This window comes from Thermolongibacillus altinsuensis, assembly GCF_004341205.1.
Lineage (GTDB): Bacteria > Bacillota > Bacilli > Bacillales > Anoxybacillaceae > Thermolongibacillus > Thermolongibacillus altinsuensis.
The window spans coordinates 90,901-106,481 of the sequence record NZ_SLUL01000001.1; the positions used below are offsets into that span (position 1 = coordinate 90,901).

Annotated in this window: 17 protein-coding genes and 1 riboswitch; of the genes, 15 read left to right on the forward strand and 2 right to left on the reverse strand. The window is 44.0% G+C overall.

The genetic code is table 11. The features are described from left to right. Nucleotides 1–80: 80 nt before the first annotated feature. From EDD69_RS00485 to EDD69_RS00555, 15 genes are all read left to right on the forward strand, one after another. On the forward strand, nucleotides 81–812 hold the full coding sequence (locus EDD69_RS00485; RefSeq protein WP_132947008.1) for a segregation/condensation protein A: 732 nt from the start codon (nucleotides 81–83) through the stop codon (nucleotides 810–812). Nucleotides 813–822: 10 nt separating this feature from the next. Continuing rightward, on the forward strand, nucleotides 823–1,602 hold the full coding sequence (locus tag EDD69_RS00490) for an undecaprenyl-diphosphate phosphatase (protein ID WP_132947009.1): 780 nt from the start codon (nucleotides 823–825) through the stop codon (nucleotides 1,600–1,602). A gap of 22 nt (nucleotides 1,603–1,624) precedes the next feature. Further along, nucleotides 1,625–2,203 carry an SMC-Scp complex subunit ScpB gene (gene scpB, locus EDD69_RS00495; protein WP_132947010.1) on the forward strand — a complete coding sequence of 193 codons (579 nt, stop codon included), beginning with the start codon at nucleotides 1,625–1,627 and terminating at the stop codon, nucleotides 2,201–2,203. Nucleotides 2,204–2,304: 101 nt separating this feature from the next. Continuing rightward, on the forward strand, nucleotides 2,305–2,724 hold the full coding sequence (locus EDD69_RS00500) for a hypothetical protein (protein WP_132947011.1): 420 nt from the start codon (nucleotides 2,305–2,307) through the stop codon (nucleotides 2,722–2,724). A 16-nt stretch (nucleotides 2,725–2,740) separates the two neighbouring features. After that, nucleotides 2,741–3,229, forward strand: a complete 489-nt coding sequence (locus EDD69_RS00505) for a YpuI family protein (protein WP_132947012.1) — start codon at nucleotides 2,741–2,743, stop codon at nucleotides 3,227–3,229. An 89-nt stretch (nucleotides 3,230–3,318) separates the two neighbouring features. After that, nucleotides 3,319–4,116 carry a superoxide dismutase gene (locus tag EDD69_RS00510; protein ID WP_132947013.1) on the forward strand — a complete coding sequence of 266 codons (798 nt, stop codon included), beginning with the start codon at nucleotides 3,319–3,321 and terminating at the stop codon, nucleotides 4,114–4,116. Nucleotides 4,117–4,202: 86 nt separating this feature from the next. Further along, the gene (locus EDD69_RS00515) at nucleotides 4,203–5,333 is read left to right on the forward strand and encodes a D-alanyl-D-alanine carboxypeptidase family protein (protein ID WP_132947014.1); all 1,131 of its coding nucleotides are present in this window, start codon (nucleotides 4,203–4,205) and stop codon (nucleotides 5,331–5,333) included. Continuing rightward, complete coding sequence (locus EDD69_RS00520) at nucleotides 5,326–5,916, forward strand: nucleoside recognition domain-containing protein (protein ID WP_132947015.1); 591 nt, start codon at nucleotides 5,326–5,328, stop codon at nucleotides 5,914–5,916. Before EDD69_RS00515 ends, EDD69_RS00520 begins: the two co-directional genes overlap by 8 nt. Nucleotides 5,917–5,919: 3 nt before the next feature. Beyond that, nucleotides 5,920–6,453: a spore maturation protein gene (locus EDD69_RS00525; RefSeq protein ID WP_132947016.1), complete on the forward strand. Its 534-nt coding sequence runs from the start codon at nucleotides 5,920–5,922 to the stop codon at nucleotides 6,451–6,453. 78 nt (nucleotides 6,454–6,531) lie between these two features. Further along, nucleotides 6,532–7,269, forward strand: coding sequence for a 23S rRNA pseudouridine(2605) synthase RluB (gene rluB / locus EDD69_RS00530; RefSeq protein WP_132947017.1), 738 nt, complete (start codon nucleotides 6,532–6,534; stop codon nucleotides 7,267–7,269). Nucleotides 7,270–7,363: 94 nt separating this feature from the next. Then, nucleotides 7,364–7,885: a thiol-disulfide oxidoreductase ResA gene (gene resA, locus EDD69_RS00535; RefSeq protein ID WP_132947018.1), complete on the forward strand. Its 522-nt coding sequence runs from the start codon at nucleotides 7,364–7,366 to the stop codon at nucleotides 7,883–7,885. A 12-nt stretch (nucleotides 7,886–7,897) separates the two neighbouring features. Beyond that, complete coding sequence (gene resB, locus EDD69_RS00540) at nucleotides 7,898–9,517, forward strand: cytochrome c biogenesis protein ResB (protein WP_132947019.1); 1,620 nt, start codon at nucleotides 7,898–7,900, stop codon at nucleotides 9,515–9,517. A gap of 12 nt (nucleotides 9,518–9,529) precedes the next feature. Beyond that, the gene (gene ccsB / locus EDD69_RS00545; protein ID WP_132947020.1) at nucleotides 9,530–10,708 is read left to right on the forward strand and encodes a c-type cytochrome biogenesis protein CcsB; all 1,179 of its coding nucleotides are present in this window, start codon (nucleotides 9,530–9,532) and stop codon (nucleotides 10,706–10,708) included. A 100-nt stretch (nucleotides 10,709–10,808) separates the two neighbouring features. Continuing rightward, a complete protein-coding gene (locus tag EDD69_RS00550; RefSeq protein WP_132947021.1) occupies nucleotides 10,809–11,525 on the forward strand; it encodes a response regulator transcription factor in 717 nt (238 codons plus the stop codon). Next, entirely contained in the window at nucleotides 11,525–13,288 is a 1,764-nt protein-coding gene (locus EDD69_RS00555) for an ATP-binding protein (RefSeq protein WP_132947022.1), read from the forward strand. Before EDD69_RS00550 ends, EDD69_RS00555 begins: the two co-directional genes overlap by 1 nt. A gap of 30 nt (nucleotides 13,289–13,318) precedes the next feature. On the opposite strand, the gene EDD69_RS00560 is transcribed toward EDD69_RS00555, so the two are convergent. After that, nucleotides 13,319–13,723: an RDD family protein gene (locus EDD69_RS00560; RefSeq protein ID WP_132947023.1), complete on the reverse strand. Its 405-nt coding sequence runs from the start codon at nucleotides 13,721–13,723 to the stop codon at nucleotides 13,319–13,321. A 1-nt stretch (nucleotide 13,724) separates the two neighbouring features. Then, entirely contained in the window at nucleotides 13,725–15,122 is a 1,398-nt protein-coding gene (locus EDD69_RS00565; RefSeq protein ID WP_132947024.1) for a M48 family metallopeptidase, read from the reverse strand. Between the two features lie 182 nt (nucleotides 15,123–15,304). Beyond that, a riboswitch (cobalamin riboswitch) is annotated at nucleotides 15,305–15,502 on the forward strand. Nucleotides 15,503–15,581: the final 79 nt, after the last annotated feature.

The window sequence follows — 15,581 nt, forward strand, 5'->3', positions numbered from 1 at the left end:
CAATGAAGCTATTTATTAATTGTACCATAATGAGATGAATTGTATTATACTAGTCTTTAGCGGTAAAGGTGGGGTAAAGCGTGCAATATCATGTGAAACTTGAATCGTTTGAAGGGCCGCTCGATTTGTTACTGCATTTAATTCATCGCTACGAAATTGATATTTATGACATCCCTGTCGCACAAATCACAGAACAATACATGGCGTACATTCATGCGATGCAAGAATTGCAGTTAGATGTGGCGAGCGAATATTTGGTTATGGCGGCAACGTTGTTAGAAATAAAAAGTAAAATGCTTTTACCAAAGCATGAAGAAGAGGCATTGGACGATGATGTGTTGGTCGAGGAGGAAGATCCTCGCGAGCAGTTAATGCAGCAATTGCTTGAGTACAAAAAATTTAAAGAAGCGGCGAAAGAGTTGCGCAAGCGCGAAGAAGAGCGGGCGCTTTTATTTACGAAACCGCCGAGCGATTTGAGCGCATATGTTGAAGCGAAATCGTTTCCTCCGCTTGATGTCGATTTGTATGATATGCTTGGCGCTTTGGCAAAATTGCTGCGCCGCAAAAAATTGCAAAAACCGCTTCATACGAAAGTGGCGCGCCAAGAAATTCCAATTGAACGAAGAATGGAAGAAATTTTGCAACAGCTGCAAAGCGGACAGCGAAAAAATTTTTATGATTTATTTCCATATTATGACCGCGAACATATCGTTGTCACATTTTTAGCGATTCTCGAATTAATGAAGCGAAAACAAATTATCATTGAACAGGAAAACAATTTTGCTGATTTGTATATTTCGTTGAGAAAGTGAGGAGAAAAAGATGTCTAAGATTGAAGCGTTTATTTTAGGATTGATTCAAGGATTGACAGAGTTTTTGCCCATTAGCAGCACCGGTCATTTATATTTAGGACGACATTTATTCGGCTTGGATGAAGCAGGTTTGTTTTTAGATACGATGCTTCATATCGGAACGTTAGTAGCTGTATTTATCATTTATAAGCGTGAGCTTCTCCACGTGATAAAAAATCCGTTTAGCAAGCTCACCTTTTTATTGGTGATTGGAACGATTCCTGCTGTCGTTGTTGGTGTATTGTTCAAAGATTATTTTGAAGAAATTTCAAAAACAGGTGTTACGATCGGTTGGGAATTTTTAATTACAGGTATTTTTCTTTGGGCAGCCGATTCGATTAAAAATGGTTACAAGCGAATGGATGATATTACATATATGGATGCGTTTGTGATTGGAACGTTTCAAGCTGCTGCTATTTTCCCAGCGATTTCCCGTTCAGGATTAACGATCGTTGCGGCATTGATTCGGAAACTGGATCGCGAAACAGCGGCGTATTTTTCTTTTCTATTGTCGACACCAGCCATTGTGGGAGCGATTTTGCTGCAATCGATCGATTTAGCAAAAGGGAATGTCGAACAAATTAGCATGTCTTCGCTCATGATTGGTTTAATATCATCAGCCGTGTTTGGTTATTTGGCAGTGAAATGGATGATCGATTATTTAAAGAAACATTCGCTAAAAGTATTCGCTGTCTATGTTTGGATTCTTGGCATCGTTATTCTTTCATTCCAAATGACGGGGCGATTTTAGCGGCAGGGAGCAGTGAGGAACGATGGAGAAAAAAGCGATCATTGAAGCGCTTTTATTTGCATCAGGTGAGGAAGGGCTGTCGCATAAACAAATTGCTGCAGCGTTAGAAATCAGCGAAGAAGAAGTGAGTGAATTAATCGAACAGCTGAAACAAGCTTATGAACAGGAAGAACGAGGAATTATGCTTGTTGAAATGGCGGGGACCCTTCAACTTGTAACGAAAAAAGAATATGCCCCTTATTTGCAAAAGCTCGTTGAGTCACCGACGACTTCTTCCTTGTCCCAAGCCGCGCTTGAAACGCTGGCGATCATCGCGTATCGCCAGCCGATTACGCGGGCGGAAATTGAAGAAATTCGCGGCGTGAAAAGCGATAAGCCGCTTCAAACGCTTTTAGCCAAAGCGCTTATTAAAGAAGTCGGACGAGCGGAAGGAACAGGAAGACCCATTTTGTATGGAACGACGAAAGAGTTTTTAGATTATTTTGGGTTAAAGACGTTAGATGAATTGCCGCCGCTTCCGGAATTTAATGAAGAGGATGAAGAAAAAGAAGCCGATTTATTTTTTGAGAAACTGAGCGAACAGTTGACAGTAGGCGAGTAAACAAAGCTCGCCTTCTTTTTATTTTTATAAAACTTTTCGCATTATTCATAATTTATGGTAATATAAAAGTAATCTTTTGATTGATAAAAAGGGGTGTCGCGATGAAGATTGTCGCATGTCGAGGCTATGAATTAGAAAAAGCACAGCCGAATACGTCAGAAGACTTTTTTAACCGTTCCGAGGTGACGTTTATTGATGATGACGGGACGGAAAGAACGCTTCATGTGTTATATGTGCGCTATTTTGATGAACAGTTTACAAAATGGACGCCGTATGAGCAAGATCCGCTTTTCAAGGTAGGTGAGCGCGACGTCTTTTTTAAAGATATTGTGGCTCTTGTTTGCTTGTTAAAAAATCCAGCTTTTCGTCAGCGAAAGCGCGTATATATCAATGACGAACAACAATTTGGAAGCTATTTTGCCGATTTTCAGTTTGAGCGTTTACAAGATGTTTTCGAAGCGCTTGAAACGAAAAAAGGTTATGAATTGAAGTCGCCGCTCTTGTTTATTGCACAACCGTAAAAAGGGGGAATCCTTTGTGGGCAATACGATCGTACTGAATCAAACGAAGCAAGTGAAAGAGTTTTTGCAAAAAGTGGTGAACGCGATTTCTCATTATTTGAATGAAACAACTCTTTCGCAAATGCTCGAGGAGCAGGCAGGCGACCGCGCTTATTACGAAGCGCTTTTAAGCGATTTGCGCCGCTTGGTTGTTTATTGCGAGGAAGGGCTTGAAGCATGCCGCATCGTTTTACAAGAAGAACCGTTCCGTAAAGCGGCTGCGGAGATGACACTTTATAAAATTTATCATTCGTGCATTGCTGAATTTTTTACACCAAAACATGATTTATGGTATGAAGATAGCCGCTCGGCATATACCGGACGAAATTCAATTAAGTTTCGCCAGAGCGTTCCCGTTTCGCTTGAGCAATTGCTTCGTTCGCTTGAGAGCGATTTCCAAGCGATGCGCGAGGAATTGGAATTTTACGAGACCGATTATCGAACAAAAATGATTCAATCGCAATGAGGAAGCTGAGACATTCAGCTTCTTTTTTTATCAACAAAAAAGTCGTTGCGGCATACGATGAGATGATAAAAAAATGCGGGGGAATTTGTATGCAGCGATATATCGATGAAGTGCGGGCATGGACGGAACAAATGGAACCGTTTGTGCGCGAGGAGGAAGATTTAGAAAAGGAATTGGCACAATTGATTGCTGAACTGGAAGCGAGCGATGTCCGTCACATTCAGCAAAAAGTGGAGAATCTGTACATGGAAGTGGAGAATCGAATGAAACGCCAGGCGGTGCCGATTGGCGGCCATACGTTGCCGCCGCTTCCGTATCGTTACGATGCGCTTGAGCCATTTATTTCTGCGGAGATTATGCGCTTGCATCATACGAAACATCATCAAAGCTATGTTGATGGGTTAAATAAAGCAGAAAAAATGATGAAGCGAGCGCGTGAGGCCAACGATTACGACCTTTTAAAACATTGGGAGCGCGAAGCGGCGTTTCATGGCTCGGGACATTATTTACACACAATTTTTTGGAGAAATATGAAGCCAAAGGGTGGAGGAAAGCCAAAAGGGGAATTGCTTCGTCAAATCGAGCGCGATTTTGGCAGCTTTGACGCATTTCAAAAACATTTTACGGAGGCGGCAAAAAGTGTGGAAGGAGTCGGTTGGGCGCTTCTCGTTTGGTCGCCAATGGCTCGTCGGCTCGAAATTTTACAGGCGGAAAAGCATCAAAACTTAACGCAATGGACGACCGTTCCGTTGCTTGTACTCGATGTTTGGGAGCATGCCTATTATTTGCAGTATAAAAACGAGCGCAGCTCTTACATTGAAAATTGGTGGAATGTTGTAAACTGGGATGATGTCGCGCATCGCTTGGAAGAGGCAAGAAAAAGATAAGGTCACTGTATGTGGCCTTTTTTTATTAGCATATATGCTTGTCTTGTGCATACACTTGTACAAAACGGACAAAGGAATGAGGTTGCATGCGATTGATTCAGCGATGGATGGCGGCAGTGATGGCGCTCTTCCTTTTCTTTTCCGCTCTTCCTGAGGTAAAAGCGATGTCGGTTAGTGCCAAAAGCGCGATTTTAATGGAACAGTCGACAGGAAGAGTACTATTTGAAAAAGATGCGCATACAAAGCGGCGTATTGCCAGTATTACAAAAATTATGACGGCCATTTTAGCGATTGAATCAGGAAAAATGGACGAGATGGTGACGGTGAGCGAACGGGCGGTGCAAACGGAAGGCTCGTCCATTTATTTGAAGCCGAATGAAAAAATTGAATTAAAACATTTAGTGTATGGGCTCATGCTTCGTTCAGGCAACGATGCGGCAGTGGCAATTGCCGAACATGTCGGAGGAAGCGTCGAGGGGTTTGTTTTTTTAATGAATGAAAAAGCGGCGCAAATCGGAATGAGAAATACCGAATTTGCGAATCCGCACGGGTTAGATGATGCGGAAAATCACTATTCGACTGCTTACGATATGGCGCTGTTAATGCGTTATGCGATGCAAAATAAGCAGTTTCGCAAAATTTCCGGAACGAAAGTGCATCGAGCGCCCAATCCTGAAGAAAAATGGGATCGGATTTGGCGCAATAAAAATAAATTGCTTACCAATTTGTATGAATATTGTACAGGCGGAAAAACAGGGTATACGAAACGGGCGAAACGAACGCTTGTAACGACCGCTTCGAAAGATGCAATGGATTTAATTGCGGTGACGATTAACGCGGGGGATGACTGGAACGATCACATTGCCATGTATGAGCACGGATTCGATCATTATATGATGACGAAAATTTCGGCAGATGACATTGTTGAAGATATCGATGATCCTTTTTATAAAAAACGATTGTTTGTTGCTCGTGATTTCCTTTATCCATTGACAGAAAAAGAGCAGTCGTTGGTGCACATCAAACGGCAATTGCTAAAGCCGCGCAAGGATTGGAGCAAAAAAGATGTTCCGAATGTTGTCGGACGCGCACAGTTGTATATTGGCGATGAAAAGGTTGATGAAATGCCAATTTTTTATGAAAACGGACAAACGAAAAAGGAAAAGAATTCGTTCTTTCACTTGTTCCGTTTTTTAGGTGTGGGGCGCAATGGTTAATGTCATTTGGGTGATGATGGCGCTTGTTGGCATTGTGTTTGCGGCGTTGAACGGAACGATTCGTGAAGTGAATGAGGCGGTATTTCAAAGCGCTAAAGAAGCGGTGACGATCAGCATCGGGATGATCAGCGTGCTCGTTTTTTGGCTCGGTTTAATGAAAATTGCGGAGATGTCTGGATTGCTTTCTGCTCTCGCTCGCTTATGCAAGCCGTTTGTACGGCGGCTTTTTCCTGAAGTGCCGGCAAACCATCCTGCGCTCGGTTATATTTTATCGAATATGATTGCGAACATGTTTGGTCTTGGCAACGCAGCGACGCCGCTCGGCATTAAGGCGATGGAGGAATTAAAAAAACTAAATGGAGATCGCGATACCGCCAGCCGTTCGATGGTTACTTTTTTAGCCATCAATACGTCAAGCATTACGTTGATTCCTGCGACGGTCATTTCGATTCGCATGACATACCATTCCGCTTCTCCCGGAGAAATTATCGGTACGACGTTTGTCGCTTCGCTTTTTTCCACGATCGCCGCCATTATGATCGATCGATGGTTTTACATACGCCGGCGCAAAAAAGGGGGATAATGTGTGCAAATTGTACAGCTCATTTCGCTTTGGTTGATTCCAAGTATCATCGCATTTGTCTTACTGTACGGAACGTATAAGCGTGTGCCGACGTATGAAGCGTTTGTAGAGGGAGGAAAAGAAGGAATTCAAATCGCTTTCTCTCTTATTCCGTATTTGGTCGGCATGCTCGTGTCGATTGCGATTTTTCGCACATCGGGGGCGCTCGATTATTTTATTCAATTTGTGAAACCGCTCGTAGATCCGTTTGGCCTTCCCTCGGAGGTGATTCCGTTGGCGATCATTCGTCCGATTTCCGGCACCGCTTCCCTTGGCATTGTGACGGATTTAATTGCAACGTACGGGCCCGATTCGTTCATCGGACGGCTTGCTTCAACGATTCAAGGAAGCACCGAAACGACGCTTTATGTGCTTACCGTCTACTTTGGAGCTGTCGGGATTCGAAAAATGGGAGATGCGTTAAAAGTCGGCTTGCTTGCAGATGCGATTAGTTTCATTTTATCTTTTTTTATAGTATTATTAATCTTTGGACGATAAGCGATCCGTTTGCGATCGCTTTTCTTATTTTTGAACTCGTTTCACGAATGTGGTAAAAATAAAATGAGGTGAGTGACAATGGAACGATTGCAGAAAGTAATTGCACACGCAGGAGTGGCTTCGCGGCGCAAAGCGGAGCAACTTATTTTGGAGGGAAAAGTAAAAGTAAACGGAAAAGTTGTAACGGAGCTTGGCGTGAAAGTAGGCCCGCAAGATAAAGTAGAAGTGAACGGCATTCCGATCGAACGAGAGGAGCCTGTTTATTATTTGTTGTATAAGCCTCGCGGTGTCATTTCAAGCGTTAAAGATGATAAAGGAAGAAAAGTCGTGACGGACTTTTTGAAAGAAGTGGACAAGCGCGTTTATCCAGTTGGACGGTTAGATTATGATACGTCAGGTTTATTGCTGCTGACAAACGATGGCGAATTTGCGAACTTGTTAATGCATCCGCGCTATGAAATTGAAAAAGTGTATATCGCGAAAGTGAAAGGAATTCCGACGCGCGAAAAGTTAAAGCAATTGGAGCGCGGAATTGAGTTAGAAGATGGCATGACCGCTCCAGCGAAAGCAAAAATGTTGTCGTTTGATAAACGGAAAAAAACAGCGATTGTTGAGCTGCGCATTCACGAGGGGCGCAATCGGCAAGTGCGCCGCATGTTCGAAGCGATTGGACATGAAGTATTAAAGCTGAAACGCGAGCGTTATGCGTTTTTAGATTTAAAGGGGCTAAATCCAGGGGAATATCGTGAACTTTCGCCGCATGAAGTGAAACAGTTGCGCGCGCTTGCGTTATCAGGTTCCATTCACGGAAAATAATTTTGTCACATTTTGTTCACATAATTTTCATTATTTGCATGGTGACGATTAGTATAATTGAGGATGATGAAAACGGTAACGGGAGAGTTATGCGATGAAAACAAAGCGATTTTGGTTACGAACCGCTATTTTAGCTTTGATGGTGGCAGCGATTGGCTATACGATTTATGCGAACTTTTTTACGGAAAAGACGAGCGTGAAAATCGGCGATGAAGCGCCCGATTTTGTGTTGACTGACTTAAACGGAAATAAGCATCGCTTATCCGATTATCGCGGCAAAGGTGTATTTTTAAACTTCTGGGGAACATGGTGCAAGCCGTGTGAAAAAGAAATGCCGTATATGAATAAACAATATGAAGTATATAAGAAAAAAGGAGTCGAAGTGCTTGCTGTGAATGTCGGTGAGTCGGAGTTAAGCGTGAAAAAATTTGTTGAGCGATTCGGCTTAACATTTCCTGTCGTCATCGACAAACAAGATCAAGTGATGAATGCGTATGACATTGGTCCGCTTCCGACTACCTTTTTAATTGATAAAAACGGAAAGATTGTCGATATTATTACAGGAACGATGACAGAAAGCATGGTGCAACAATATATGGAACGAATTCAACCGTAAGGAGTTTTAGAAATGGAGCATGTAAAATGTGAATGTGGACATGTCAATCCGATCGGAACGGTATTATGTGAATCGTGCGGCAAACCGTTTGAAGAGAATGCTCCGGCGCTGTTGGACATGCGCTATGAAGGGAGCGCACGCCGTTCGCAAACATACAACAAAACGATCATCGATAAAGTGTGGAATTTCTTTTCTTCGGTAAAAGTGGGAGTTTGGCTCATCGTCATTACGCTCATCGCCTCAGCGATCGGCACGATTTATCCGCAAGAGATGTACATACCGCCGACCGTCACGCCAGCTGAATATTATGAAGAACAGTACGGCTGGCTTGGAAAATGGTATTATCAACTTGGTTTTCACGATTTGTACGGTTCATGGTGGTATATGTTGCTTATCGCCCTCATCGGCGTATCGCTCGTCATTTGCAGTTTGGACCGCGTTGTACCGCTTTATCGCGCCCTAAAAAAACAAGGGGTGACGCGCAATGAGCAGTTTTTGCGCCGCCAGCGTTTATTTAGCAGTTCGCATGTCGACAACTATGAAGCGCTTTTGCCGCAAATAAAAGAAAAGTTAGCGAAGCATCGGTATCATATTCGCGAAGAAAACGGTAACATTTTAGCGGAAAAAGGGCGTTTTTCGCGCTGGGGTCCTTATGTTAATCATATTGGGTTAATCATCTTTTTGATCGGGGCGATGCTTCGATTTGTCCCTGGGATGTATGTGGATGAAGTGTTTTGGATTCGCGAGGGAGAGACGAAAGAAATTCCGGGGACGAACGGAAAGTACTTTTTGAAAAACGAAAAATTTATTTTCCAAGTGTACGAGAAGGAAAAGGAGAAAAAAGTGTTCCAAGAGGCGATCGATCGCGTCGGCAGCGGAATGATGGCGAAAAACTATCAAACGAATGCGGTGCTTTATGAGCGTGTTGGCCCGATCATCCCGGGGGAAAAGCCAAAGTTAAAGAAAGTGAAAAGCTTCTCGATTCGCGTCAATGAACCGCTCAAACATGATCATTATGCGTTGTATCAAGTAGATTTTAAGTTAAATGAGCTAAGCAAAATGTCGTTTCATTTGATCGATAAACAGACAAATAAGCAATTTGGGACGATTACGGTTGATTTGTTGCAGCCAAAGGATGAATACGATTTAGGAAACGGCTATCGCGTTCAACTTTTAAGCTATTTTCCTGATTTTTATTTTGACGAAGAAGGGAACCCGGCGACAAAGTCAAAAGTTCCGAACAATCCGGCGTTTGTTTTTAAAATGATCACACCAGACCGTCCGGATGGAGAAGTGAGTTTTACCGCGATTCGCCAAACAATTGAACCGCTTGGCGACAATAAATATAAAATGGCGTTTGCGGGCATGGAAACGCGCAACGTATCCGCATTGACGGTTCGCCGTGATTTTACGCTTTGGATTTTGGGATTAGGCGGAGCGATTTTTATGATTGGACTGATTCAAGGAATGTATTGGAATCATCGCCGCATTTGGATTCAACGCATCAACGGAGAAGTGCTTGTGGCGGCGCATACGAATAAAAACTGGTTTGGCTTGAAAAAAGAATTGGCAAAGATTTGTGAAGGAACACCGCTTGTGATGCCAGTCGATCAAGCCGACAAAGGACGATAAGGGGGAAACGACGTGGCACAATTAAGCAGCACGTTGCTTTACATCGCATTTGTTCTTTATTTAGTGGCGACGTTCTTTTTTGGTGGAGCCATTCGTGATAAAAAAGCAAAATCGGGGCCGGATCGTTGGGCTATGATTGGGATTGCGGTAACGATCGCCGGATTTGTTGCTCAGCTTGGCTATTTTGTGACGCGCTGGATTGCTGCTGGGCATGCGCCTGTTAGCAATTTGTTTGAGTTTACAACGTTTTTCGGAATGATGCTTGTCGGGGCGTTCATTGTTATTTACTTTATTTACAAAACGAGTCTTCTAGGATTGTTTACGCTGCCGATTGCCATTTTAGTCATTGCGTATGCAAGCATGTTTCCGCGTGAAATTTCGCCGCTCATTCCAGCGCTTCAAAGCGATTGGCTGCATATTCACGTGACGACAGCAGCCGCCGGAGAGGCGATTTTAGCGGTTAGCTTTGCGGCTGGACTCATTTATTTAATTTGCGTAGTCGATCAATCAAAAGCGAGCAAACGGACGTTTTGGCTTGAAGTGATTTTATTTTGTTTAATTAGCACGCTCGGTTTTGTCGCGGCGACGACGGCATTCCGTCTCGCCGATTATGAAGCGAAATTTGAATGGATCGATAAAAACAATCAACAAACCGAAATGGTATATCATATGCCGGCGCTTGTTGGACCGCATGAAGGAAAGCTGAAAACGGAAGGGCGCATGGAGCCACTTGTGGACATGCCTGCCATCATTAATGCGCGCAAGTTGAATACGGTGATTTGGTCGCTCTTTGCGGGCGCGATTCTTTACGGGCTGCTTCGATTGGTGCTGCGCAAGCGCATTGCTGCGGCACTGCAGCCGCTTGTCAAAAATATTAATTTAGATTTGGTTGATGAAATTAGCTATCGTTCGGTGGCGATCGGCTTTCCAGTGTTTACGCTTGGCGCGCTTGTTTTTGCGATGATTTGGGCGCAAATTGCCTGGACGCGCTTTTGGGGTTGGGACCCGAAAGAAGTATGGGCGCTTATTACATGGCTGTTTTATGCGGCATTTTTACATTTGCGCCTCTCGAAAGGATGGCATGGTGAAAGATCTGCATGGTTAGCTGTGATTGGCTTTGCGATTATTATGTTTAACTTAGTGGCCGTCAATCTTGTCATTGCCGGTTTGCATTCTTATGCTGGTTCATGACGCCTTCTCTAGGAAGGCGTTTTTTTTTTGTCAAGATGAAGAGGGGGCAAGTAGAAAAATGTTGTCGAATTTTGTACAATAGTGAAAGAGGAGGGACAACATGGACAAGGAGATTAAAATTTTAGTTGTTGATGATGAAGAACGGATTCGCCGCTTATTGCGAATGTATTTAGAACGTGAGCAATACGTGATTGATGAAGCCGATAACGGCGAGGATGCACTGAAAATGGCGCTTGCAACGGATTATGATTTAATTTTGCTTGATTTAATGTTACCAGGAAAAGATGGAATCGATGTGTGTAAAGAATTGCGCGAGAAAAAAGCAACACCGATTATTATGTTGACTGCGAAAGGAGAAGAGGCCAATCGCGTGCAAGGGTTTGAGGCAGGAACGGATGATTATATTGTGAAGCCGTTCAGTCCGCGTGAAGTTGTATTGCGCGTAAAAGCGTTGCTTCGCCGCACTGCTAATTCACCATATGTACAAACGGACACAACAACGCGAGATGTGCTTGTCTTCCCGCATTTAACGATTGATAATGACGCTCACCGCGTTACAGCAGATGGTCATGAAGTAAGTTTGACACCGAAAGAGTATGAGTTGCTTCACTTTTTAGCGAAATCTCCTGATAAAGTGTTCGACCGTGAACAATTGTTGAAAGAAGTATGGCATTATGAGTTTTTTGGTGATTTGCGCACGGTCGATACGCATGTTAAACGTTTGCGCGAAAAATTAAATAAAGTCTCGCCAGCAGCGGCAAAGATGATTGTAACGGTATGGGGAGTCGGCTACAAGTTTGAGGTTGTGAATGAGTGATGTTTTTATGGCGTAGTGTCGTCGGCAAGCTTTGGTTGACGATTTTATTGCTCGTTGCCTTTGTTTTGTTTATTTTAACCATTCTTTTGCTTGGTTTTTTTGAGAATTATTATTTAGAAAAAGCAGAGCAAGAATTGACGCAGCAAGCGATAAAAGTTGCCCGCGTAGTGGAAGATCATGATGAACAGCTCGCTCGTTCGATCGCTTGGACGATGGTCGATGACGTTTCCAAAGTGATGATTGTAGAAAACGAACGGCATTATTGGTACTCCCCGAATGAAAATTTAGCCGATATGCCGCTTGCGTTTATTAAAAATGACCGCGATTTAGCCAAAGTGTTTAACGGTAAGCAAGTCGTGAAAAAAACGTATCTTCCAAATATTCAACGCGGAAATGACCGATATAGTCAGTTGCTCATCGTCGGTGTTCCGCTTCGCATGGCGGATGATCACGGAGCTGTATTTATTTATCAATCATTAAAAGCGATTGAAGATACGACGAAACAGACGACGAAGTTTATTTTGCTTGCCGCTTTTATTGCGATCGTGTTAACGACCGTATTTGCCTTTTTCTTATCGACGCGCATTACCGCTCCGTTAAGAAAAATGCGGCAAGTGGCGTTTGAAATTGCTCGCGGCAAGTTTGACTCAAAAGTGCCTATTTTAACGCATGACGAAATTGGAGAACTGGCTATGGCGTTTAATCAAATGGGGCGGCAGCTGCAATTTAATATGAATGCCCTTAATCAAGAAAAAGAGCAATTAGCGAGCATTTTAAGCAGCATGGCCGATGGGGTCATTACGCTCAATCGCAACGGGGAAGTGCTCGTTACGAACCCGCCTGCCGATCGCTTTTTGCAAGCATGGTATTACGAGCAAGGAAACAATAAACCGCTGTTGCCGCTTCCGCCTCAAGTGAACGAGCTGTTTGCCCTCGCTGTGTCAGAGGAAAAAGAACAGGCGACTGAAGTTGTGCTGCAAGGGCGCAGTTGGGTCATTGTGATGACGCCGCTTTACAATGGCAAAACGATTCGCGGCGCGGTTGCAGTGTTGCGCGATATGACGGAGGAGCGCCGGCTCGATAAATTGCGCAAAGATTTTATTGCCAATGTCTCGCATGAACTGCGTACGCCAATTGCGATGCTGCAAGGGTACAGTGAAGCGATTGTTGACGATATCGCCGCCACAGACGAGGAGAAAAAAGAATTGGCAAAAGTGATTTATGATGAGTCGTTGCGGATGGGCCGGCTTGTGAATGATTTATTAGATTTGGCGCGCATGGAAGCGGGACATTTGACGTTAAATGTTGAGCCTGTGCATATTGATGCTTACATTGAGCGAATTATTCATAAATTTCAAGGATTAGCCAAAGAAAAGCAAATTCAACTTGATGCGGAAATGAAAGAAAAGGGACTTATTGCTCACTTTGATCCGGATCGAATTGAACAAGTATTGACGAATTTAATCGATAATGCGCTTCGCCATACAAACGAAGGCGGCCAAGTAAGCGTTATCGTTGAGAAAGATCGCGAACATGTGCGCATTTCGGTGAAAGATTCGGGGTCAGGAATTGCTGAGGAAGATTTGCCGTTTGTGTTTGAGCGTTTTTACAAAGCGGATAAAGCAAGAACGCGCGGTCGCTCTGGAACAGGATTGGGATTGGCGATTGCGAAAAACATCGTCGAAGCGCATAAAGGAACGATTTCTGTTCATAGTAAATTAAATGAAGGAACGACGTTCACGTTTACATTGCCAATCAAGTAAAAGAGGATGGGGGAGCCATCCTCTTTTTGTTTACGGTCTTTCCGTTGTCACGTACGTTCCGGCGATAAAATCGTGAATGGCGCGTTTATCTCGCCGAACGCCAACCATAATCGCGCTGACGATAAGCGCAATTCCGAGCGTAACGACGTAAACGAGCGAAGCAACGATCGTGCGCAAAAACATTGCCCCAAAGCCAAGCTTTTCGCCGTTCACTTTGACGATGCGTACGCCCATGATCCGCTTGCCGATCGTGTAGCCGGACCAATAGATTGGAATGAGCAAGAAATAAGCAAGGTTTATGATCGACGTAATGGGATCGCCTTCCATTGAACCAGTGATGAAATAACTAATGATCGCAAGCGGAACGCCGACGATGAGTCCGTCTAAAAGGTTAGCGGCCAGTCTGCGCCAAAAACCTGCTGGATTTGAAACCATGTTAAAAACCCCTTTCATGTTGTCTTAGTAATGCGACGGTGTCGCGATAGCCTGATTGAATTGCGTACATAAGTGCGGTCATGCCGGAATGGTCAGCCTTTTTTGGATTGGCGCCTAAATCAAGCAATGTTTTGACCGTTTCTGTATGACCGTTCATCGCTGCATACATGAGCGCGGTCATGCCATCCAAATCTTGAGCGTTTACCTCTGCCCCTTTGCTTGCCAGAAGCGCAACCATATCGCTTTGTCCCGCTTGAGCAGCCATCATAAGCGGCGTCATCCCTGTATACTCATCTTGAGCCTCAATGTCAGCGCCTGCTTGAAGAAGAAGAGTTGCGATTGCATCGTTTCCATCTTGAGCCGCCCAGTGAAGCGGTGTCATTCCTTGGTCGTCGATCACATTGACGTCTTCGTCTTGTTCGATGAGCTGCCGCACTTCTTGTTCATCACCCGCAATAATGGCACCAACGAGTGGAAGAATTTCTCCGCTGGCCCATTGTTGTTCGCTTTCTTCTTCAAACCATGTCGTTTCGGATAAGGTTGTCCATCCGTAATAGCCGCCAGCCCCGATGAGAACGATTCCAGCGAAGAGGCCAGCAACCAATAATGCTGCTTTCGTAAAGGAACGTTGTTTGCTTGCTTCGCCGGCAAAAAAACGTTCGATTTCAGCGATTCGTTTCGGCAACGGCGGATGAGAAGAAAGAATTTCGCTTAACCAGACGAAAAAGCCTTTTTCTTCGCGCAGTTGTTCAACATATGCCTCGCGATTGACGCGTTTGTACAACTGTTTGCCGACCGCGAGAATCGTTAACGCGTTTTTTCCTGCCTCGCTGTTTGTATAGTATGCCCCATAACGATCGCACGTATATTCACATGCGCGCAAATAAAGTTCGGCTAATCCCGGAATCCACATCGCTGGTAAAATGAACAATGATTTGCTGATATGATTGCGTTTAATATGAGCAAGCTCGTGTGCGATGACGAAGGCGAGTTCGTCATGTCCACCTCGATCAATGAGTTCGAAAATTTCCGAATACAGCACGACCATGTTTCGTCCGAAAAAGCGTGCCGCAAATGCGTTGAGCGCTCCGCTTGATTCCATGACGTACACATCAGGAACGCGCGAGATCCCCATTTGTTCGCATAGCTCTTTTACTTTTGCATACACTTCGGGAAATTGCGCCTCGCTTAAGCGGACGGCGTTTGAGCGGATCATGCTGATCATAAGTGCATGAAGAAAAAGGGAAACAGCAATAAAACTAAGAGCAATGAGCAGCCCGACAATCGAAAGAGCAAGGCTGATGTAGAGAAGAACGCTTATCGTGGCCACAAGACAAAAATAACGGCGCTCATTTGGATGAATGAGCTCTTTTTCTGACATAAGATTTGATAAGTTCATACGTAAACCCCTTATTCCTTTATTAAAATGGTTTTTACAGTGCTTTTATTATAAAATAAATAAAAACGGGATAATATAGGAAATTTTTTACTATATTTTCGTTTACAAAAAATTTTTATTGCCATCGCTCCCTCTTTCCGTTATGATAGTAAATGTAAATTGTTCGACAATTCCAAACAATTACATATTATGACAAAAAAGGTGTCGAACGGGCATGCGCCCTAGTAGGCTTAATAGGGAATCTGGTGCAAGTCCAGAACTGTCCCCGCAACTGTAAATGCAGACGAAATGAAAAGGCCACTGTACGATCTTTCGTATGGGAAGGCTTCAGAGTAGGATGAAGCATGAGTCAGTAGACCTGCCTTTTTTGTCTATCGTGTTCGCGTCTTCGGGGGGTGAGACGGCGAAACGGCGGAAGTGTAGTGTCTCTTTTGCTGTTTCCAGCTCATTCCACTTGGA